The organism is Ensifer sp. SSB1, from assembly GCF_016652895.1.
Lineage (GTDB): Bacteria > Pseudomonadota > Alphaproteobacteria > Rhizobiales > Rhizobiaceae > Ensifer.
This window is the reverse complement of the sequence record NZ_JAEPRP010000031.1, coordinates 10,589-31,498: the sequence shown is the minus strand read 5'-3', so window position 1 is coordinate 31,498 and position 20,910 is coordinate 10,589. Positions and strand designations below refer to the sequence as shown.

Genomic DNA, 20,910 nt, shown 5'->3' with positions numbered 1-20,910 from the left:
CGACGACGACGACACGAAGGTTTCGATCCATGGCCAAGACCCTCACCCTCGAGCTCTCCCTTCTGCTCGCGCTCGCCACACTGTGGGGCGCCTCCTATACCTTCATCAAGATCGGCATCGGCACCATTCCGCCGGTCACGCTGATCGCCGCGCGCACGCTGATTGCCGGCATGCTTCTTCTTGCCGTTCTGCGCTGGCGCGGCCTCAAGCTGCCGCGCGACGCCGCAACCTGGCGGCGCTTCCTGTTCCAGGCCTGCCTCAACAGCGTCGTGCCCTTCACGCTGATCGCCTGGGCCGAACAGACAATCGATGCCGGCATTGCCTCCATCCTCAATGCAACGACCCCCATCTTCGCCTTCCTGATGACGGCACTGGTCACCCGCCATGAACAGGTGACGGTGCGCAAACTCGTCGGCGTCGTCGCCGGCATGACCGGCATCAGCCTCATCATCGGCATGGAGGCCTTTGGCGGTCTCGGCGAGCAATTGCTGCCACAGTTGGCCGTGGTACTGGCCACCGTCTGCTACGCGGGCGCGGCTATCTTCGGGCGCAGTTTCAAGGGGCTCGACCCAATGATGCCCGCTGCCGGCTCGCTGGTATCGGGCGCTGTGCTGCTGATCCCGACGAGCCTTATTGTCGACCGGCCCTGGACGCTTGCGCCGTCGGTGGAGTCGCTGCTGGCACTCCTCGGCCTCGCCGTCTTCTCGACGGCCCTCGCCTTTGCCATCTATTTCCGGCTGATCCAGACATTGGGCTCGGTCGGCGCCACGGCCCAGGCCTATCTGCGCGTGCCGATCGGGGTTGCCATCGGCACAGTGTTCCTCGGCGAGAAGCTGTCCGACACGGCCTGGGTCGGCCTCGCCTGCGTCATCGTCGGCGTTGCCGCCATGACTATGCCGGCGCGTCATCGCCCGTCCGCCATTGCGGATCGCGGCTGACACGCTTCCCTCATGAAGTAAACAAGGACCGTTGCCATTGCGTAACGGTCCTGACGGACCCGACTCAGTCCTTGCGCTTGCGGCAGTAGAGTTCAAGACGGTGGCGCACCAGATCATAGCCAAGCTCGGCGGCAATCTCCGCCTGCAGCTGCTCGATTTTGTCGGAGCGGAACTCGATCACCGCGCCGGTGTCGATATCGATCAGGTGGTCATGATGCGGCGCGTCGGCGGTCTCGAAACGAGCGGTCGCGCTCTCAAAGGCATGGCGCTGCACCACGCCCTGTTGCTCAAGCGCCGACAACGTCCGGTAGACCGTCGATAGCGAGACGGTGGCGTCGATTTCCTTCGCCCGGCGATGCAATTCGTTTGCATCCGGATGGTCTTCAGCGGTGGCGAGGATCTTCAGGATTGCGGCACGCTGGCGCGTCACGCGCACGCCGCCATCCCTCAAAACGCCTTCCAGTTCTTCGACACGATTCTTGTTCTGTTTCATGGTCGTACACTAGCCAAGGGCACGGCCTTTGAAAATAGCCAGTTGCGAATGCTTCTCATTTGCATTGACTTATGCAAATCATTCCCCTACTCCTGTTGATGTCAACATCTGGGAGTAGCGAATGATCGATCAGACGAAGCGCGCGATCCTGGCAGCGGCCGCTGCCGTGGCAACCATCGCGCTCGTTCCCGGCGCCGGCTGGGCGCAGGAGAAGTTCAAGGCAGTGACGACCTTCACGGTCATTGCCGACATGGCCAAGAACGTCGCGGGTGACGCCGCAATCGTCGAATCGATCACCAAGCCGGGCGCCGAGATCCACAACTACCAGCCGACCCCGCGCGATATCCTGAAGGCGCACGATGCAAAGCTGATCCTGTGGAACGGCCTGAACCTGGAGCGCTGGTTCGAGAAGTTCTTCCAGAACTTCGATGATGTGCCGGGTGTCGTCGTCTCGACGGGCATCGAGCCGATGGGCATCGCCGAAGGCCCCTACAGCGGCAAGCCCAATCCGCATGCCTGGATGTCGCCATCGGCCGCTCTGATTTATGTCGACAACATTCGAGATGCCTTCGTGAAGTATGACCCCACCAATGCCGAAGCCTACAAGGCCAATGCCGAGGCCTACAAACAGAAGATCGAGGCCGCCATCGCGCCGATCCGCGCCGAGATCGCCAAGATCCCCGAGGACAAGCGCTGGCTGGTGTCGAGCGAAGGCGCCTTCAGCTACCTGATCCGCGATTTCGGCATGAAGGAGCTCTACCTCTGGCCGATCAATGCCGACCAGCAGGGCACCCCGCAGCAGGTGCGCAAGGTGATCGACGCCGTCCGGGCAAACCACATCCCGGTGGTCTTCTCCGAAAGCACGATCTCGCCGGACCCGGCTGAGCAGGTAGCGCGCGAGACCGGTGCAAAATACGGCGGTGTGCTCTACGTTGATTCCTTGAGCGAAGCGGACGGACCGGTTCCGACCTATATCGATCTTCTGCGAGTGACATCCGAAACCATCGCCAAGGGCCTTTCGCAATGAACCTCCAGGTCAAAGCCCGTCCCGGCCAGACAGCGGCATCCGGCGAGCAAGGCACCGGCATCCGTGTGACCGGAGCAACCGTCACCTATCGCAACGGGCTGCGCGCCCTGCGCGACGCGACCTTCGAAGTACCGACGGGCACCATCACGGCGCTTGTCGGTGTCAACGGCAGCGGCAAGTCGACGCTCTTCAAGGCGATCATGGGCTTTGCCCGCCTGTCGCGCGGCGAGATCGCGATCCTCGGCCTGTCGGTACCGGAAGCCCTCAAGAAAAACCTCGTCGCCTATGTGCCGCAGGCCGAAGAGGTCGACTGGAACTTCCCCGTCCTGGTCGAGGACGTTGTGATGATGGGCCGCTACGGCCACATGAACATGCTGCGCATCCCCAAAAAAGCGGATCACGAAGCGGTCGAAGCAGCCCTCGCCCGCGTCGGCATGAGCGACTACCGCAAGCGCCAGATCGGCGAACTCTCCGGCGGCCAGAAGAAGCGCGTCTTCCTCGCACGCGCCCTTGCCCAGGACGGCAAGGTCATCCTGCTCGACGAGCCCTTCACCGGCGTCGACGTCAAGACCGAGGACGCGATCATTCGCCTGCTGATCGGGCTTCGCGACGAGGGCCGGGTCATGCTGGTCTCGACCCACAATCTCGGTAGCGTCCCGGAGTTCTGCGACCGCACCGTGCTCCTGAAAAACACGGTCCTCGCCTACGGCCCGACCGAAACCACCTTCACCCGCGAAAACCTGGAGCTCGCCTTCGGCGGCGTGCTCAGACACTTCGTGCTCGGCGGCGAAAACCTGCACGATGATGCCGACCCGCGGCAGCTCGCCGTCATCACCGACGACGAGCGTCCGCTGGTCATGTATGGCGACAAGGACCGCATGGTGGCGCAGCCGGCGAAGCCCGAAACGACTTCGGAGACGAAGGGCAAATGATCGCCACGCTCTCCGAACCCTTCACCTATGGCTACATGCTCAACGCCATGTGGGTGAGCGCACTGGTCGGCGCCGTCTGCGCCTTCCTCTCCTCCTACCTGATGCTGAAGGGCTGGTCGCTGATCGGTGACGCGCTCTCTCACTCGATCGTCCCGGGTGTCGCGGGCGCCTATATGCTCGGCCTGCCCTTTTCGCTCGGCGCCTTCTTCTCCGGCGCGCTTGCCGCCGGTGCCATGCTGTTTCTCAACCAGCGCACCAAGCTCAAGGAAGATACGATCATCGGCCTGATCTTCACCTCCTTCTTCGGCCTCGGGCTGTTCATGGTCTCGCTGTCGCCGACGTCGGTGAACATCCAGACCATCGTGCTCGGCAATATCCTGGCGATCACGCCCGCCGACACGCTGCAGCTGGCCATCATCGGCATCGTCTCGCTGCTCATCCTGACGGCCAAGTGGAAGGACCTGATGGTCACCTTCTTCGACGAGAGCCATGCGCGCTCGATCGGCATTCCCACCACCTTCCTCAAGGTGCTGTTCTTCACGCTGCTCTCTGCCTGTACGGTCGCAGCGCTGCAGACTGTCGGCGCCTTCCTCGTCATCGCCATGGTGGTGACACCAGGGGCCACCGCCTATCTGCTGACGGACCGTTTCCCGCGGCTGATCCTGATCAGCGTCGCCATCGGCACGCTGACGAGCTTCTTCGGCGCCTATTTCAGCTATTTCCTCGATGGCGCTACCGGCGGCATCATCATCTTACTGCAGACGCTGATCTTCCTGACGGCCTTTGTCTTTGCCCCGAAACACGGGCTTCTTGCCGCGCGCCGGCGTAGCGCCGAACCGGCGGAGGCTGGCCGATGATCTCGCTCGACATGATGCTTGCCGTCTTCGAATTCGAGTTCATGCGCAATGCGCTTCTGATCTCGGTGCTGGTGGCGATCCCAACCGCGATGCTTTCCTGCTTCCTGGTGCTGAAGGGCTGGTCGCTGATGGGCGACGCGATCTCGCACGCGGTCTTCCCCGGCGTGGTCATCTCCTACATCGTCGGCCTGCCGCTCGCCGTCGGCGCCTTTGCCGCCGGCATGTCCTGCGCGCTTCTGACCGGCTATCTCAAGGAGAACAGCCGCATCAAGCAGGACACGGTCATGGGCGTAGTCTTCTCCGGCATGTTCGGTTTCGGCCTCGTGCTCTACACCAAGATCCAGAGCGACGTGCACCTCGACCATATCCTCTTCGGCGACATGCTCGGCATAGGCTGGCCCGACATCATCGAGACCGGCGTGATCGCGCTGGTCGCCACCGGCATTCTGGCCGTCAAATGGCGCGATTTCCTGCTGCACGCCTTCGATCCCGCCCAGGCCAAGGCCGTCGGCCTGCCGGTCAACTGGCTGCACTATGGTCTGCTGGCCATCCTGTCGTTGACGATCGTCGGCGCGTTGAAGGCGGTGGGGCTGATCCTTGCCATCGCCATGCTGATTGCGCCGGGCGCCATCGCCTTCCTGATCACCCGTACCATGGGGGCGATGCTCATCGTGGCCGTGCTGGTCGCGATGACGGCCTCCTTCTGTGGCGTATATCTCTCCTTCTTAATCGACAGCGCACCGGCGCCGACCATCGTGCTCTTGATGACCGCGATGTTCCTCATCGCCTTCGCCTGGTCGTCCTGGCGGACCTATCGCAACGAAGCCCGGCGCGTGGCGGCCGAATGAAAAAGAGGCTCCCCTCGCGGGGAGCCTCTTGGCCTGTTCTCAGTGGCTCGGATGGAGCGCGTCGTTGAGATACATGCAGGTCAGCATGGTGAAGATGTAAGCCTGGATCAGTGCCATCAGCAGTTCCAGCCCCGTCAGCGCCACCGTCATCAGCAACGGCATGATCGCCGCCAGGATCCCCAGCGCCCCGAAGCCACTAAGGCCCACCACGAAGCCGGCGAATACCTTGAGCGTGATGTGGCCGGCCAGCATGACCGCAAACAGACGCACCGAGTGGCTTACGGGACGCGAGAGGTAGGAGACCACCTCGATCGGGATGATGATCGGCGCCAGGATCAGCGGCACGCCCGACGGCATGAACAGCCGCAGAAAGCCGAGGCCGTGCCGGTAGATGCCATAGAGCGTAACCGTCAGGAACACGAGCATCGCCAGGGCGAAGGTCACGGCGATGTGGCTCGTCACCGTGAAGGCATAGGGGAACATGCCGATGAGGTTGGCGGTGAGGATGAACATGAACAGCGAAAAGACCAGCGGAAAGAAGCGCATGCCCTTCTCGCCTGCATTGTCGCGCAGCGTCTTTGCCGCAAACTCATAGAGGATCTCGGCCGCCGACTGCGCCCGGTTCGGCACCAGGCCCCGTCTTCGCGTCGACAGGATCAGGAAGAGACTCGCGATCGCAATCGTCAGCACCATATAGGCGGCCGAGTTGGTAAAGCTGATCTGGTGGCCGCCGACCTCGGCGATCGGAAGGAGCGACTTGATCTCAAATTGTTCGATGGGTCCGGCCATCATCAACCTCGTGCGTTGGTGACGAAACATCGGCGGCACGCGTCGGTGGCCGCCGACGCGTCAATGTGTGGGATAAGCGATCGGCGGCCGAGATCGTTCCACGAAGCGCGCGCTTGCAATGGATTGATCAGGCTGTTTCGGGAAAGGAAAGCTCGCGCGGACGTGTCCCGCGCTTTGGGACTGCATGATGCGATAGACTCCAAGTATCTCGATCGAGATACTGGGGCCGTCCCCATGCGTAGCACCGACGCGGGTCGTCCCGCGTGCGCCTGACCTAGAGGCAATTTGCAGTCGGGTCAAGTCGACGCTTGCCGGCCCATGCGGACGCAGGCTAGCCGAAACGGCGATGATCGGCGAGCACGTCTTCGATCACCGCAGCTTGCTTTGCCTTCTCGTTGTCGGCCGCCCCGGTCATGCCGGCCAGCACGATCAGCGCCTTCCAGAGCGTCCAGCCACGGCCGCGGGCCCAGGCGCCGCGATCGAGCGCCATGCCATCGCGGAAGACTTCACGGCTTTCGCCATGGAAGAACGTCCAGGCGATCGCGAGGTCGCAGGCGGGGTCGCCGACGCCAGAAGTGCCAAAATCGATGACGGCACTTAAACGGCCATTCTCGACCAGAAGATTGCCCCAGGCGATGTCACCGTGAAACCAGACTGGCGCGCCCTCAAACGGTTGGGCGAGTGCTGCGTCCCACACCTCGCCTGCCGCCGCCGTATCGACCTGCCCGTCGAGCAGCGTGAGCGCCTGGCGCGTCTGCTCATGATAGAAGGCCGGCGGACCGCCGCGGTGGAAATTGTGGTCGCCGGGCAAGGGTCCGCCGGCGGCATCCGCCTGCCGCAACGCACGCAGAAACCGCGTGAGATCCTTTGCCCCCTCGCGAAGATCTGCAACCCGGTGCTTCACCAATGTTTCCCCCGGAAGCCAGCGATAGACGGACCAGGCCCACGGAAACCCTTCGCCCGGCACACCCTTGGCCAGAGGCACCGGTATGGGCAACGGCAATTGCGGCGCCAGCCGCGGCAGCCAGCGGTGCTCCTTCTCCACTTGCAGCACGTAGTGTTCGGCGCTCGGCAGGCGCACGGTCATCTCTTCGCCGAGCATGAACGTCCTGTTGTCCCAGCCGCCGGGCTCGATCGGGCGCACCTCAAGATCTGACCACTGCGGAAGCTGTGTCGCGATCAGCCGCCGTACCAGCGACGCATCGATCACGAGTTCGGCCGGATTTTCTGCCATGGTATGTCCCATCTGCTGTGTCGGGCCTCGAAACTATGTGATTGCTCCTGGATTTCAACTTCCTGGTTCAGCGAAACTCTCCTTCAGCGGCGCGTTGTGCCAGGATGCAACAGCCACTCGCCGATATCGACGGTTGCATATTGCCGCCGCTGCGGATTTCGGGGATGAAGAGGGTCCAGACCCGTTGATAACCGAGATCATGGAAGCCCGGCTGACCGATCACCTTTTGCTGGAGGTCTCGCGCCTCGTCGCGCCCCGTCGGGCAGGCGGGGCAGCATGAGCGCGACCCGTGGCAAGACGCCGGCTCCAAAACGTGCTGGGCGAACGGGACTTCGGTTCTTTCTCATCGCCCTCATCCTGATCGTCACCGCCATTCTCGCGACGGCCCTGCTCGCCAACGAACAGCGCAACCTCAGGAAAGTGCTCCTGGCGCTGGGCCTGCCGACGGCCTTCCTTGACAAGAGCAAGCCCGCCGAACCGCTGGCCGGCAAGCCGGCACGGCGTGAACAACCGCGCATCGCACTGCCCACCTGGACCTTCCAGGATCTGCAGACGCCGGAGCAGCAGTTCCTGCGCGTCATCCGCAGCGACCCGAAGGCGCTCTGCGACGAGTTGCGTGACGCCGGCTTCCGTGACCTCGAATGGAAGGCGGGTGCCGGCGAACGTGCCCAATGGGAATGTTCGTCGCTTGTCTCCTTCCCGCGCCCAGGCGAGGGCAAGCCGTCATCGATCTTCATCTTCGTCAAGGGCAGCGGCGAGGAGGAAATCTCTTCGTTCCGCGTCAAGCTCAACATCGAACGACCGGAGGACCGCCAGGCCGTAACCACGGCCGCGGCGCGCGCGGCGTCCGTGTTCCTCGACCACGTGCGCTGGGCCGATGCTGCAAGCGTCACTCTGCAGATCCAGGCGCTGAAGGAATTCGACCTCAAGCGCTTCGGCAGCCGCATCCAGTTCAAGCGTGAATCCGACGAAGCGACTCCGCGCTTCAACTTTCTTGCCAATCAGCCGCCGCGGGCGCGACCGAAGAGCATTGCCGAGCTCTATTTCGACCGGAGCAAATGGCTCGCCTATGGCGATGCCGAACTGCGCAGCTTTATCAAGGGCCCGACGGACTGGAACGTGCCGGCGAAAGTACCGGATGGGAAGGAACCCGCCACGGCACCATGACGATCTTCCGTCCGCGGGCCAACGGAAGCACCGTCTACCGGTCGATTCGGGTCGAGAGGATGATCGACGACAGCGTCCGGTCGACGCCGTCGATTTCACCGATGCGGTCGATCAGCAGATCGAGTTCGCTGATCGATGTCGCCGCGACCACGGCGATGAGATCGAATCTGCCGCTGACCGAAAGCAACGTCTGGATTTCGCGGATGGCGCTCAGCTCCGGGGTCACGCGAGAGAGCGCCCGCGGCGCGATGGTGATCAGCACATGCGCCTTGACCAGCCCCTTCTCGTAGCTCTCCGACAGCCGCACGCCATAGCCGGCGATGATGCCCTCGCGCTCCAGGCGTTCTATTCGCGCCTGCACGGTCGTGCGCGACAGGCCAAGCCGCCGGGCAATCGTCGCGGTCGGCATCCGGGCATTTTCGCTGAGGATGGCCAGGAGCTCCCGATCCTTGTCGGTGATTTGCATATCGTCCGTCCGTTTAGGCAATCTGCCGAATATCACTAGTCGATTTAGTCATTTCGGCGCTTCAAATCAACAGCCCCCGAGTGGACAATAGGGACAGATACAGTTCTCATACCCCGGGGGAAAGAATGAAGAATATCGTCGTCATCGGAGCAGGCAAGATCGGCTCCACCATCGCTCGCATGCTCGCCCACACCGGCGACTACAGCGTCTGCGTCGCCGACCGCAGCGCCGAGCAGCTGGAGCAGATCGAGAAGCATGCCGCGATCACGACGGCAACCGTCGACATCGGTGACAAGAAGGCGCTCGTCGCCCTTCTCTCCGGCAAGTTCGCCGTGCTCAGCGCCGCTCCGTTCCACCTGACGGTCGCAATCGCCGAAGCGGCTGCAGAAGCCGGCATCCACTATCTCGACCTCACCGAAGACGTCGAATCCACCCGCCAGGTCAAGGCGATCGCCGCCAAGGCAAACACCGCCTTCATTCCGCAGTGCGGCCTCGCACCGGGCTTCATCTCGATCGTCGCCAACGATCTCGCCAGCCGCTTTGAGACGCTGGAAAGCGTGCGCATGCGCGTCGGCGCCCTGCCGCAGTACCCGTCGAACGCTCTGAACTATAACCTGACCTGGAGCACCGACGGCGTCATCAACGAATACATCGAGCCCTGCGAAGCGATCGTTGAAAGCAACCTCATCGAAGTGCCGGCCATGGAAGAGCGCGAAGAATTCTCGCTCGACGGCGTCACCTACGAAGCCTTCAACACTTCCGGCGGCCTCGGCACCCTCTGCGAATCGCTGAAGGGCAAGGTTCGGACGCTCAACTACAAGACCATCCGTTATCCGGGCCACGCCGCCATCATGAAGGCGCTGCTCAACGACCTCGGCCTGCGTCATCGCCGCGAAGTCCTCAAGGACATCTTCGAGAACGCCCTGCCGACCACCACCCAGGACGTCGTCGTCATCTTCGTGACGGTTTCGGGCTTCCGCGACGGTCGCCTGATCCAGGAAACCTACGCCAACAAGGTCTATAGCGGCGTCGTTGCCGGCCGCATGCAGAGCGGTATCCAGATCACCACGGCAGGCAGCATCTGCGCCGTGCTTGACCTGCTCGCCGACGGCAAGATCGCCTCGAAGGGCTTCGTCCGCCAGGAAGACATCGGCCTCGACACCTTCCTGGCAAACCGCTTCGGCCATTACTACGCTCAGAAGGGCGAAACCGCGCGCGTCGCCGGCTGATCCGTCAGCTGAAACGTGCCGGAATTTGGAGCGGGATAGACATCCCGTTCTCACCTAAGCAAAGCCCGGGTCTTGGCCCGGGCTTTTTTCTTTCCGTCAGGTGCTTGGCTGTCAGCATAGCCTTAGCTCCGTCCGAATTCGTCCTCTATGCGGATGATATCGTCTTCACCGAGATAGGAGCCGGTGCGCACCTCGATCAGTTCCAGCGGAATCTTGCCGGGGTTATGAAGCCGGTGAACGATCCCCGGCGGAATGTAGACCGACTCGTTCTCGTGCAGCATTCGGGTTTCCCCGGACATCGTGATCTCCGCTGTGCCGCGTACCACGATCCAATGCTCTGCCCGATGATGATGCTTCTGCAGCGAAATCTTCTTACCGGGGTTCACGCGCAGCCGTTTGACCGCGAAGCGCTCTCCGTCCGAAATGGCGGCAACCGCCCCCCAGGGGCGATAGGACGTCGGGTGGATCTCCGTCAGGGCCGTCGTCTGCGGCGATTTCGCCAGCGTCTTGACGATAGCACCGACGCTCTGGCTATCGGCCAGCCGGCCGACATAGACGGCATCCTCACCTGCAATGACGGCAACATCATCGAGCCCCTGAACCGCCAGGTGGATGTCGCGCGACAGGACGAGTGAGTTGCGCGTGTTCGACACCGTCGCCTTGTCGGTGACGACGTTACCGTCGCCGTCCTTCTCTCCCGTCTTCCAGACGGCGTCCCAGCTGCCAAGATCCGACCAGAGGAAGGACGACGGCACCACGGCTGCCCGCTCGGTCTTTTCAAAGACCGCATAATCCACCGAGATATCGGGTGCAGCGGCAAAGCTCGCTGCATCCAGCCGCGTGAAGTCGAGATCCTTCTGCGCCCTGTCGAGTGCGAGCCTCGTGGCTTCCCAGACCTGTGGCGCGTGACGCTTCATCTCGTCAAGGAAAGGTTTCACCGGCAGCATGAACATGCCGGAGTTCCAGAGATAGCGTCCGGTTTCAAGCATCGTTTCGGCCTTGGCGCGGTCGGGCTTCTCGACGAAACGGGCCACGCGGTTCGTGCCCGCCGTCAATTCCTCGCCACGCTCGATGTAGCCATAGCCGGTGGCGGGTTCGGTCGGCGTGATGCCGAAGGTCACCAGCTCTCCGTGACGGGCAGCCTGATGCGCCCTGAGGATACAATCGCTGTAGACATCGCCGGCATCGATCTCGTGATCCGAAGCAAGCACCTGCATGACGGCGTTCTTGCCGAAGCGCGCGAGAATCTGGAAGGCCGCGGCAGCAAGCGCAGGAGCAGTGTTGCGCGCTACCGGCTCCAGCAGGATGTCACCGAGGTGAACGTCGATCGCCCGGGCCTGCTCGGCGACGATGAAGCGAAAGTCGCTGTTTGTGACGATGATGGCCGGCTCGAACTGGCTGTCATCGCGAACGCGCTCCAGCGTTTGCTGAAACAACGAACGATCGGAAAGGATCTGCAGGAATTGCTTCGGCGCGGCGGCGCGGGAAAGCGGCCAGAGGCGTGTACCCCGTCCGCCTGCCATGATCACCGGAACAATCTTCGACGTCATGCCGGCGCCTCTTGTCTTTGAGTTGATTCTTCGGAGAACAGTAAAGGGCTTCTCGTGAAGAATAGCTAAAGCGCCGTTCCGGGCAAGCTGTTCGCCGAATTGAGGGTTAGGGCAGTATGAGGAAAAGCGGACGCGGCATCCCCCTCGCATCCCGTTGCAGGATCCTGATCTCAAGTGCCGCAAGAATCTTGCTGCCAACAAAAAACCCCGCTCGAAGGCGGGGCTTTCTCATTCGCGTCACCCTTCCGGGTGTCCCTTTCAGGCAGGGATCACGACTTCGCCAAGCTTAGTCAGTTCGGCAATGAACTGCTCCAGGCGGGTCTTCTTCTCGTCGCCGGCGCCATCCAGCTCGGCACGAACCGAATCGATGCGGTTTTCGAGGATCGAGCGGTCCAGTTCGTCGACATGAACGGCGGATTCGGCAAGCAGCGTGCAGCCGGTCGGCAGGATATCGGCAAAACCGCCGAACACTGCAAAGCGCTCGATCTTGCCGTCGGCCGTCTTCACCGTGACCACGCCGGGCTTGACCGTCGTCATCGTCGGAGCGTGATTGGCCATCACGGTCATCTCGCCCTCGGTCGCCGGGATGACGACTTCCGTCGCCTTTTCGGAAACGAGCAGGCGCTCGGGGGAAACAAGCTCAAAGTTGAAATCGGCCATGACCATTCACTTCTTCGTGGGCGCGCCACCCGAAGGCGGCTGTGCATGTCTTCCCTGCCTTTAGCAGAAGGCAGGATGAAAGCCTCGGCGCGCGGTCGCGCCGAGGCTTAACAGTGCTATCAAGCGGCTTCTGCAGCCAGCTTCTTGGCCTTTTCGATCGCTTCTTCGATCGAGCCGACCATGTAGAAGGCAGCTTCCGGCAGGTGGTCGTACTCGCCGTTGACCAGGCCCTTGAAGCCCTTGATCGTGTCTTCGAGAGCGACGAGCTTGCCCGGCGAACCGGTGAAGACTTCGGCGACGAAGAACGGCTGCGACAGGAAGCGTTCGATCTTACGAGCGCGGGCAACGGCCAGCTTGTCTTCTTCAGACAGTTCGTCCATGCCCAGGATGGCGATGATGTCCTGGAGAGCCTTGTAGCGCTGCAGAGTCGTCTGGACCTTACGCGACACTTCGTAGTGCTCTTCGCCGACGATCATCGGGTCGAGCATGCGCGACGTGGAGTCGAGCGGGTCAACGGCCGGGTAGATGCCCTTTTCAGCGATCGAACGCGACAGAACGGTCGTTGCGTCCAGGTGGGCGAACGAGGTTGCCGGTGCCGGGTCGGTCAAGTCGTCGGCCGGAACGTAGATGGCCTGAACCGAGGTGATCGAGCCCTTGGTCGTGGTGGTAATGCGTTCCTGCATCTGACCCATGTCGGTCGCCAGCGTCGGCTGGTAGCCCACGGCCGAAGGAATACGGCCGAGCAGAGCCGACACTTCGGAACCTGCCTGGGTGAAGCGGAAGATGTTGTCGACGAAGAACAGAACGTCCTGGCCCTTGTCGCGGAAGTCTTCAGCGATCGTCAGACCGGTGAGAGCAACGCGAGCGCGTGCGCCCGGCGGTTCGTTCATCTGGCCGTAAACCAGCGCAGCCTTGGAGCCTGCGCCGCCGCCGTGCTTGTTAACGCCGGACTCGATCATTTCGTGGTAAAGGTCGTTGCCTTCGCGGGTACGCTCACCCACGCCGGCGAATACCGAGTAACCACCGTGCGCCTTGGCGACGTTGTTGATCAGTTCCATGATGAGAACGGTCTTGCCGACGCCTGCACCGCCGAAGAGGCCGATCTTACCGCCCTTTGCATAAGGAGCGAGAAGGTCGACGACCTTGATGCCGGTGACGAGGATCTGCGCTTCCGTCGACTGTTCGACGTAGGACGGCGCTTCCTGGTGGATGGCGCGCTTGCCGGAGGTGACGAGCGGACCCGCTTCGTCGACCGGCTCGCCGATGACGTTCATGATACGGCCGAGCGTTTCGTCGCCGACCGGAACCGTGATCGGTGCACCGGTGTCGGTGACCGACTGGCCGCGAACCAGACCTTCGGTCGAGTCCATGGCGATCGTGCGAACGGAGTTTTCGCCGAGGTGCTGTGCAACTTCGAGAACGAGGCGGTTACCGTTGTTGTCGGTTTCCAGTGCGTTCAGGATCTGCGGAAGCTGGCCTTCGTCAAACGCGACGTCGACGACGGCGCCGATGACCTGCGTTACGCGACCGACAGCGCCGGTTGCGGCAACTGCTGCGGTCTTGGCGGAAGCTGCCTTCCTCGGTGCAGCGGGCTTCTTTTCCGCTACGGTTTCTTTCGGGGTAGCTGCCTTAGCCATAATCCTTACCCTCTTCTCGTAACCTTAGAGCGCTTCCGCGCCCGAGATGATTTCAATGAGTTCCTTGGTGATCTGAGCCTGGCGCTGACGGTTGTAGTTCAGCGTCAGCTTGTTGATCATCTCACCAGCATTGCGCGTCGCGTTATCCATCGCGCTCATCTTCGCGCCCATTTCGCCGGCGACGTTCTCGAGCAGGGCCCGGAAGATCTGCACCGAAATGTTGCGCGGAATGAGGTCGCTCAGGATCGCGCCCGCGTCCGGCTCATATTCGTAGACGGCCGAAGCATCCGATGCTTCCGCTGCGACCGGGCCGGCCGAGGCGGGGATCAACTGCTGTGCCGTCGGAATCTGGGCGATAACGGACTTGAACTCGGAGTAGAACAGCGTGCAGACATCGAACTCGCCCTTTTCGAAGAGCGCGATGATCTTGTGGCCAATCTGGTCAGCGTTTTCAAAGCCGATCTTCTTGACTTCACGCAGGTCGACACGATCGACGATCAGCGACGCGAATTCGCGACGCAGAATATCGAAGCCCTTCTTGCCGACGCAGATGATCTTGACCGTCTTGCCGGCTGCGAGCAGCTTGCGAACGTGGTCGCGGGCATGACGGGCGATCTGCGAGTTGAAGCCGCCGCAAAGACCGCGTTCAGCCGTGCAGACGACCAGAAGGTGCGTGTCATCCTTGCCGGTTCCCGTCATCAGACGCGGCGCGCCGTCGTCCGCGCCAACCGCCTGGGCGATGTTGGCGAGAACGGCAGCCATGCGCTGCGAATAAGGCCGGGCGGCCTCGGCCGCCTCCTGCGCACGCCGAAGCTTCGCCGCGGCGACCATTTTCATCGCCTTGGTGATCTTCTGCGTCGCCTTGACGGAGGCGATCCGGTTCTTCAGATCCTTAAGTGAAGGCATCCGTTATCCGTCCTAAATGAAATCCGCTCAGGCGAAAGACTTGGCGAAGCTGTCGATTGCAGCCTTCAGCTTGCCCTTGACGTCGTCGGAGATCGCCTTGTCCTTGCGGATGGTTTCCAGGATGTCCTTGCCTTCCGAACGCATGTAGGAAAGCAGGCCCTGCTCGAACTTGCCGACCTGGTTGACCGGAAGCTTGTCGAGGTAGCCGTTGACGCCAGCGAAGATCACAGCGACCTGCTCTTCCGTCTTCAGCGGCGAGAACTGCGGCTGCTTCAGGAGTTCGGTCAGGCGGGCACCACGGTTCAGGAGGCGCTGCGTAGCGGCATCGAGGTCCGAGCCGAACTGCGCGAAGGCGGCCATTTCGCGATACTGGGCGAGTTCGCCCTTGATCGAGCCGGCAACCTGCTTCATCGCCTTGATCTGAGCGGCCGAGCCAACGCGCGAAACCGACAGACCGACGTTAACGGCCGGACGGATGCCCTGGTAGAACAGGTCGGTTTCAAGGAAGATCTGGCCGTCGGTGATCGAGATCACGTTGGTCGGGATGAACGCCGAAACGTCGTTGCCCTGCGTTTCGATGACCGGCAGAGCCGTCAGCGAACCGGCGCCATTGTCGTCCGAGAGCTTTGCAGCGCGCTCGAGCAGGCGGGAGTGCAGGTAGAAAACGTCGCCCGGGTAAGCTTCGCGGCCCGGCGGGCGGCGCAGCAGGAGCGACATCTGACGGTAGGAAACAGCCTGCTTGGACAGGTCGTCGTAGCCGATCAGGGCATGCTTGCCGTTGTCACGGAAGTATTCACCCATCGCGCAACCGGCGAACGGTGCGAGGTACTGCATCGGAGCCGGATCGGACGCCGTCGCAGCAACGATGATCGAGTACTGCAGAGCGCCGCGCTCTTCCAGAACCTTCACGAACTGGGCAACCGTCGAACGCTTCTGGCCGATTGCGACGTAGACGCAATACAGCTTGTCACCTTCCGGACCATTGTCGTGAATGGCCTTCTGGTTGAGGATCGTGTCGAGGATGATGGCGGTCTTGCCGGTCTGGCGGTCGCCGATGACAAGCTCGCGCTGGCCACGGCCAACCGGGATGAGGGCGTCGATAGCCTTGAGGCCGGTCGACATCGGCTCATGCACCGACTTGCGCGGAATGATGCCCGGAGCCTTGACGTCAACGCGCGAGCGCTGCTTGGCGTTGATCGGGCCCTTGCCGTCGATCGGGTTGCCGAGCGCGTCAACGACGCGGCCGAGCAGCTCCGGACCAACCGGTACGTCCACGATGGCGCCAGTCCGCTTTACGGTGTCGCCTTCCTTGATGTCACGGTCCGAACCGAAAATAACGACACCGACGTTATCGGCTTCGAGGTTCAGCGCCATGCCGCGAATTCCACCCGGGAATTCGACCATCTCGCCTGCCTGGACATTGTCGAGGCCGTAGACGCGGGCAATACCGTCACCGACGGAAAGCACCTGACCGACTTCGGAGACTTCTGCTTCCTGGCCGAAATTTTTGATCTGATCTTTGAGAATTGCGGAAATTTCCGCGGCGCGGATATCCATCAGCCGACCTCTTTCAGTGCAAGCTTAAGGGTAGAGAGTTTGGTGCGAAGGGAAGTGTCAATCTGGCGGGACCCGACCTTGACGATCAGACCTCCAAGAATAGACGGGTCGACGGTGACGTTGACCGCCACGTCTTTGCCGGTGACGCTCTTCAGCGTCGCCTTCAATTCGTTTTCCTGCGCTGCGGTGAGCGCATGGGCCGACGTTACGTCGGCGGAGATTTCGCCACGATGGCGCGCGGCGATCAGGCGGAACGCCTTGATCATGCCCGGCAGCGCGAAGAGGCGGCGGTTACGGGCAACGACCTTGAGGAAGTTGCCGACGAGCCCGGAGATACCGGCCTTTTCGGCAACCGCCGAAATGGCCTTGAACTGGTCGTCTGCAGAAAAGACCGGGCTTGCGATCAGCCGCTTCAGGTCGTCGCTGCCATCGATCAGGGCCTGGACGCGGGTAAGATCCGCACCGACTGCCTCGATGGAACCGGCGCTGAGCGCAAGTTCAAAAAGCGAGGACGCATATCTTTCTGCAACACCGGAAATAAGCTGGGATGTGTCTGCCACGGGCACAAGCTTCTCTCAATTTCATTCAAGAACCGAGCTGGCGGTGGGCCGTCAACTTAACATCTTGAATTTGCTGCAATAACTTGCAGGATATCGAGGCCTGGCGACCCACTTCCCCCGCAATTCGCGGTTCGTCTAGCATAGGATGTTTGGACTCGCAACACGCGAACGGCAGGAATGCGGCATAAGTCGGCCACCTTTGGCCGAATTTTGCCGTAAATTCGTTTCCTGCGTTGTGAATCGCGAAACGACCCGCGCGCGATCAGATCATGCCGAAGACGTAGGCGAGCGGAAGGATGGCGAGTGCCGCCTGGATGAAGAGCGCCAGCCAGTTGTAGACCGTGCCGCCATTGTCACTCATCATCGAGAGAATTCGGCCGAAAGCGGCAAGGGCGAAAGCTGCCCCCATGGCAAGGTAGACCATCGGCTGCGCCAGCAGGATCGCAGCAAGGCCCAACCCGACATGCATGCCGCCCATGGTGGAGCGCGCTTCGGCGTAGCCGCCGCGCCGTCCCTCGGCAAGGCCGATGCCGGCCGCGCGAAAGGCGAGCCGCGGCGCAAACAGCATGACGACGCCGATCAGCGCCGCAGCCGCGGCGGCGCAGAAGGCGAGGAATTCGCCGGTTTCCGTCGGAATGTAGAATTCCATGTCCGTTCCCGCTGATGAGCCCGTTATCATGCCGCCCCATCTTGTTGCCGAGACGAAGCGTGCCTGACCTCTAGCGCATGTCGCGGCGGTTGTGAATCGCCCGCGGCCTCATCAATGCGACGATCACAGGAAACTTGAGCCTAAAGGAAGCTCTGGGGATCGATGTCGAGCTGGACGCTGATCGAGCCGCGCTCTTTGGGGCCGGCGGCGATCATCGCCTTGACGAAGGCCTGCATGTCGCTGTTGCGCCGACCATGCACCAGCAGGCGGAAGCGGTGCCGCCCGCGGATCAGCGCCAGCGGCGCTTCCGCGGGGCCGAGAATGGTGATGCCATCGGTCCGGGGCGCTGCCATGCGCAGGCCGCGCGCGTGGCCTTCGGCATCCTGGCGCGTGTCGGCCGAGACGATCAGCGAGGCGAGCCGGCCGAAGGGCGGCAGCAATGCCTTCTCGCGCTCGGCGATCTCGCGGTCGTAGAAAGCGTCGGCATCGCCGGAGACGATCGCCTGCATCACCGGGTGCTGCGGCTGGTAGGTCTGCAGCAACCCCAGGCTCTTGAGGCCGGTTCGGCCGGCGCGGCCGGTGACCTGCGAGAGCAGCTGGAAGGTCCGTTCCGCCGCACGCGGATCGCCGTTCGCCAGACCGAGGTCGGCATCGACAATGCCGACCAGTGTCATCAGCGGGAAGTTATGCCCCTTGGCAACGAGCTGAGTGCCGATGACGATATCGGCTTCGCCACGCGTGATGGCTTCAAGCTCCAGCCTCAGCCGTTTGACGCCCATCAGGTCGGAAGAAAGCACGATGGTACGCGCCTCGGGGAAATGCCGCTCCACCTCTTCGGCGATCCGCTCGACCCCAGGGCCGCAGGCGACCAGATGATCGAGCGTGCCGCATTCCGGGCAGGCTTCCGGCGTGCGTTCGGAATAGCCGCACTGGTGGCACTGGATCTGCCCGCGGAAGCGGTGTTCGACCAGCCAGCTTGAGCAATCAGGGCACTGGAAGCGATGGCCGCAGACGCGGCAGAGCGTCAGCGGTGCGTAGCCACGCCGATTGAGGAAGAGCAGCGCCTGTTCGCCACGCTCGACCGCCTTGCCGATCTGGTTGATGAGAACCGGCGAAAGGAAGCCACCGCGCGCCGGTGGATGCTGGCGCATGTCGACCACGCCGAGCCGCGGCAGCGCCGCATCGCCGAAGCGGGTCGGCAGGTGGATCGGCTTGTAGCGTCCGACCTCGCCATTGACCCGGCTTTCGAGCGATGGCGTCGCCGAGACGAGCACGACGGGAAAGCCGGTGATGCGACCACGAACGACCGCCATGTCGCGCGCATTGTAGAAGACGCGATCTTCCTGCTTGTAGGCAGGGTCGTGCTCTTCGTCGACAATGATGAGCCCCAGTTCCTCGAAGGGCAGGAACAGCGCCGAGCGGGCGCCGGCAACGACCCGGACCGTGCCTGTCGTCACCTGGCGCCAGACCTTTTCGCGGGTACGCGGTGCGAGGTCCGAATGCCACTCGGCGGGCTTCGCGCCGAAGCGATCCTGGAAGCGTTCGAGGAAGCTCGACGTCAGCGCGATCTCGGGAAGCAGGATCAGCACCTGCTTGCCGGCGCGAAGGGTCGCAGCGATCGCCTCGAAATAGACCTCGGTCTTGCCGGATCCGGTGATGCCGTCGATCAGCGACACCGAAAAGCCCCCCTCCTCGACCGCAGCGAGCAGATCGGCCGCTGCTTCCTTCTGCGGGCCTTCGAGCCTGGGGGCGGTAAAATCGGGATCGGGCAAGGCGACGACGGGCGGCGGCGCCATGAAGACGGTCTCGAAGACCCCTTGCTGGGTCAGCCCTTCGATCACACTCGACGACGTGCCGGCGGCATGCGCCAGCCCTGAGCGCGTCCAGGAAAAACCGTCGCTGGCGGCAGCGATCACGCGCTCGCGCGCCGCCGTCATGCGCTCCGGCCGCATCTCCGTCAACCGCAGGGCTTCCACCATCGGTTCCGGATCGAAGGCCGCCGGTGCGCGGAGCGCCATCCGCGCAACCAGCCCAGGCGGCGTGACGGTATAGGCGGCAACCCAATCGAGAAAGGTCCGCATGTCGCGCGTCAGCGGCGGGCAGTCGAAAGCCTTCTCGATCGTCTTGAGTTTCTTGGCATCGACGCTCCCGTCATCGTCGCCATCCCAGACCACGCCGACGACGAGGCGCGGCCCGAGCGGCACCTGCACGATCGAGCCCGGCTCGACCACCATGGTGTCGGGAACCGCATAGGAATAGGCTTTCGGCGCCGGCATGGGCACCAGGACCGGCACGACGCGACGGGCCGAAACGGGCCCGAGCAAATCGCCGAATAAATCGGTTGAATCGCGAGTCATTTTGCCGTGACCTTGCCACGTGTTTCGGTTAAAGAAAACTGCGCTGCGAACCGCAGCCTTGCAGGCCGCAGGGTTTGTCACGGTTCCACCAGAGTTTCAACGCGCGCGATCTCTGCCAACGGAATTCCTCCCCGGTAGATATGCGCCCGAACGGCAATCGTGCCCCAAGGGAGTGACCCCATGAAATTTTTCGTTGATACCGCCGACGTCAAGGAAATCCGCGAGCTGAACGATCTCGGCCTTCTCGATGGCGTCACCACCAATCCGTCGCTGATTCTGAAGTCGGGCCGCGACATCACGGAAGTCACCAAGGAAATCTGCTCGATCGTCGACGGCCCGGTTTCGGCTGAAGTAACCGCCACCGAATACGCCGAGATGATGAAGGAAGCGGCCGTTCTCGCGAAGATCGCCGACAACATCTGCATCAAGCTGCCGTTGACGCTCGACGGCCTCAAGGCCTGCAAGGCGCTGACCTCGGACGGCCACGAGACCAACGTGACCCTGTGCTTCTCGGCCAACCAGGCGCTGCTTGCCGCCAAGGCCGGCGCCACCTTCATCTCGCCCTTCGTCGGCCGTCTCGACGACATCGCCTTCGACGGCATGGACCTGATCCGCGAGATCCGCCACATCTACGACAACTACGGCTACGAGACCGAGATCCTTGCTGCCTCGATCCGCACCGTGAACCACGTCAAGGAAGCCGCCCTCATCGGCGCCGACGTTGTCACCGCGCCGCCGGCCACGCTGAAGGCGCTGGTCAAGCACCCGCTGACCGACAAGGGCCTCGAAACCTTCCTGGCCGACTGGGCCAAGACCGGTCAGAAGATCGCCTGATTGTTTCGGGAATGAACAAGAAGACCCCGCAGCGATGCGGGGTTTTTTGTTGCCTACTCGTCGTCGTCCATCAGCCCAGTCAGCCGCATGCCGTCGATCCAGGTGGCACTGTCCTTGCGGATCACCCGGCGCGGACGGATGCCTGAGCGCTGGCGCACTTCCTCCGCCAGCCTTTCCGAATGGGTGACGATCCAGATCTGGCTTTCGCGTGAGGCGCTGG

Annotated in this window: 20 protein-coding genes and 1 pseudogene; 8 read left to right on the top strand and 13 right to left on the bottom strand. The window is 62.6% G+C overall.

Annotated elements, in window-relative coordinates:
* The first annotated feature begins 29 nt into the window (after positions 1–29).
* On the top strand, positions 30–938 hold the full coding sequence (locus I8N66_RS10530) for an EamA family transporter (protein WP_291153280.1): 909 nt from the start codon (positions 30–32) through the stop codon (positions 936–938).
* Between the two features lie 64 nt (positions 939–1,002).
* On the opposite strand, the gene I8N66_RS10525 is transcribed toward I8N66_RS10530, so the two are convergent.
* Complete coding sequence (locus I8N66_RS10525) at positions 1,003–1,431, bottom strand: Fur family transcriptional regulator (RefSeq protein WP_034802472.1); 429 nt, start codon at positions 1,429–1,431, stop codon at positions 1,003–1,005.
* A gap of 121 nt (positions 1,432–1,552) precedes the next feature.
* Between I8N66_RS10525 and I8N66_RS10520 the strand changes: the two genes are divergently transcribed.
* The 4 genes from I8N66_RS10520 to I8N66_RS10505 are packed head-to-tail and all read left to right on the top strand — an operon-like array spanning position 1,553 to position 5,095.
* Positions 1,553–2,458 (top strand): metal ABC transporter substrate-binding protein, encoded by a 906-nt coding sequence (locus I8N66_RS10520; RefSeq protein ID WP_291153274.1) that lies wholly within the window; start codon positions 1,553–1,555, stop codon positions 2,456–2,458.
* Entirely contained in the window at positions 2,455–3,390 is a 936-nt protein-coding gene (locus tag I8N66_RS10515) for a manganese/iron ABC transporter ATP-binding protein (RefSeq protein WP_291153270.1), read from the top strand. The genes I8N66_RS10520 and I8N66_RS10515 overlap by 4 nt, the downstream gene beginning before the upstream one ends.
* Positions 3,387–4,247 (top strand): metal ABC transporter permease, encoded by an 861-nt coding sequence (locus tag I8N66_RS10510; protein WP_291153268.1) that lies wholly within the window; start codon positions 3,387–3,389, stop codon positions 4,245–4,247. The genes I8N66_RS10515 and I8N66_RS10510 overlap by 4 nt, the downstream gene beginning before the upstream one ends.
* A complete protein-coding gene (locus I8N66_RS10505; RefSeq protein WP_291153265.1) occupies positions 4,244–5,095 on the top strand; it encodes a metal ABC transporter permease in 852 nt (283 codons plus the stop codon). Before I8N66_RS10510 ends, I8N66_RS10505 begins: the two co-directional genes overlap by 4 nt.
* Before the next feature lie 39 nt (positions 5,096–5,134).
* On the opposite strand, the gene I8N66_RS10500 is transcribed toward I8N66_RS10505, so the two are convergent.
* Together I8N66_RS10500 and I8N66_RS10495 are read right to left on the bottom strand one after the other, a co-directional pair.
* Positions 5,135–5,884, bottom strand: a complete 750-nt coding sequence (locus I8N66_RS10500) for a F0F1 ATP synthase subunit A (protein WP_291153262.1) — start codon at positions 5,882–5,884, stop codon at positions 5,135–5,137.
* Between the two features lie 331 nt (positions 5,885–6,215).
* A complete protein-coding gene (locus I8N66_RS10495; RefSeq protein ID WP_291153259.1) occupies positions 6,216–7,118 on the bottom strand; it encodes an aminoglycoside phosphotransferase family protein in 903 nt (300 codons plus the stop codon).
* Positions 7,119–7,394: 276 nt separating this feature from the next.
* On the opposite strand from I8N66_RS10495, the gene I8N66_RS10490 reads away from it, so the two are divergent.
* Positions 7,395–8,285 (top strand): DUF6030 family protein, encoded by an 891-nt coding sequence (locus I8N66_RS10490; protein ID WP_291153256.1) that lies wholly within the window; start codon positions 7,395–7,397, stop codon positions 8,283–8,285.
* A 34-nt stretch (positions 8,286–8,319) separates the two neighbouring features.
* Here the strand turns inward: I8N66_RS10490 and I8N66_RS10485 are convergent, their stop codons facing one another.
* Positions 8,320–8,751, bottom strand: a complete 432-nt coding sequence (locus I8N66_RS10485; protein ID WP_291153253.1) for an Lrp/AsnC family transcriptional regulator — start codon at positions 8,749–8,751, stop codon at positions 8,320–8,322.
* 125 nt (positions 8,752–8,876) lie between these two features.
* Between I8N66_RS10485 and I8N66_RS10480 the strand changes: the two genes are divergently transcribed.
* Positions 8,877–9,980 carry a saccharopine dehydrogenase family protein gene (locus I8N66_RS10480; RefSeq protein ID WP_113535242.1) on the top strand — a complete coding sequence of 368 codons (1,104 nt, stop codon included), beginning with the start codon at positions 8,877–8,879 and terminating at the stop codon, positions 9,978–9,980.
* 122 nt (positions 9,981–10,102) lie between these two features.
* Here the strand turns inward: I8N66_RS10480 and I8N66_RS10475 are convergent, their stop codons facing one another.
* The 8 genes from I8N66_RS10475 to I8N66_RS10440 form a co-directional block, all read right to left on the bottom strand.
* Positions 10,103–11,530, bottom strand: coding sequence for a mannose-1-phosphate guanylyltransferase/mannose-6-phosphate isomerase (locus tag I8N66_RS10475; RefSeq protein WP_291153249.1), 1,428 nt, complete (start codon positions 11,528–11,530; stop codon positions 10,103–10,105).
* A gap of 258 nt (positions 11,531–11,788) precedes the next feature.
* Positions 11,789–12,190 carry a F0F1 ATP synthase subunit epsilon gene (locus I8N66_RS10470; protein ID WP_291153246.1) on the bottom strand — a complete coding sequence of 134 codons (402 nt, stop codon included), beginning with the start codon at positions 12,188–12,190 and terminating at the stop codon, positions 11,789–11,791.
* A 119-nt stretch (positions 12,191–12,309) separates the two neighbouring features.
* Entirely contained in the window at positions 12,310–13,827 is a 1,518-nt protein-coding gene (gene atpD / locus I8N66_RS10465; RefSeq protein WP_113535244.1) for a F0F1 ATP synthase subunit beta, read from the bottom strand.
* 24 nt (positions 13,828–13,851) lie between these two features.
* Positions 13,852–14,733 carry a F0F1 ATP synthase subunit gamma gene (locus tag I8N66_RS10460; protein ID WP_291153243.1) on the bottom strand — a complete coding sequence of 294 codons (882 nt, stop codon included), beginning with the start codon at positions 14,731–14,733 and terminating at the stop codon, positions 13,852–13,854.
* A gap of 27 nt (positions 14,734–14,760) precedes the next feature.
* Positions 14,761–16,290, bottom strand: coding sequence for a F0F1 ATP synthase subunit alpha (gene atpA / locus I8N66_RS10455; RefSeq protein WP_057255020.1), 1,530 nt, complete (start codon positions 16,288–16,290; stop codon positions 14,761–14,763).
* Entirely contained in the window at positions 16,290–16,850 is a 561-nt protein-coding gene (locus tag I8N66_RS10450; RefSeq protein ID WP_291153236.1) for a F0F1 ATP synthase subunit delta, read from the bottom strand. The genes atpA and I8N66_RS10450 overlap by 1 nt, the downstream gene beginning before the upstream one ends.
* Before the next feature lie 262 nt (positions 16,851–17,112).
* On the bottom strand, positions 17,113–17,499 hold the full coding sequence (locus tag I8N66_RS10445) for a DUF4345 domain-containing protein (RefSeq protein WP_291153233.1): 387 nt from the start codon (positions 17,497–17,499) through the stop codon (positions 17,113–17,115).
* 140 nt (positions 17,500–17,639) lie between these two features.
* The gene (locus I8N66_RS10440) at positions 17,640–19,856 is read right to left on the bottom strand and encodes a primosomal protein N' (protein WP_291153230.1); all 2,217 of its coding nucleotides are present in this window, start codon (positions 19,854–19,856) and stop codon (positions 17,640–17,642) included.
* A 180-nt stretch (positions 19,857–20,036) separates the two neighbouring features.
* Between I8N66_RS10440 and fsa the strand changes: the two genes are divergently transcribed.
* Complete coding sequence (fsa, locus tag I8N66_RS10435; RefSeq protein ID WP_043613920.1) at positions 20,037–20,690, top strand: fructose-6-phosphate aldolase; 654 nt, start codon at positions 20,037–20,039, stop codon at positions 20,688–20,690.
* Positions 20,691–20,743: 53 nt separating this feature from the next.
* On the opposite strand, the pseudogene I8N66_RS10430 reads toward fsa, so the two are convergent.
* Positions 20,744–20,910 (bottom strand): annotated as a pseudogene (locus I8N66_RS10430) (AAA family ATPase); the annotation flags it as partial.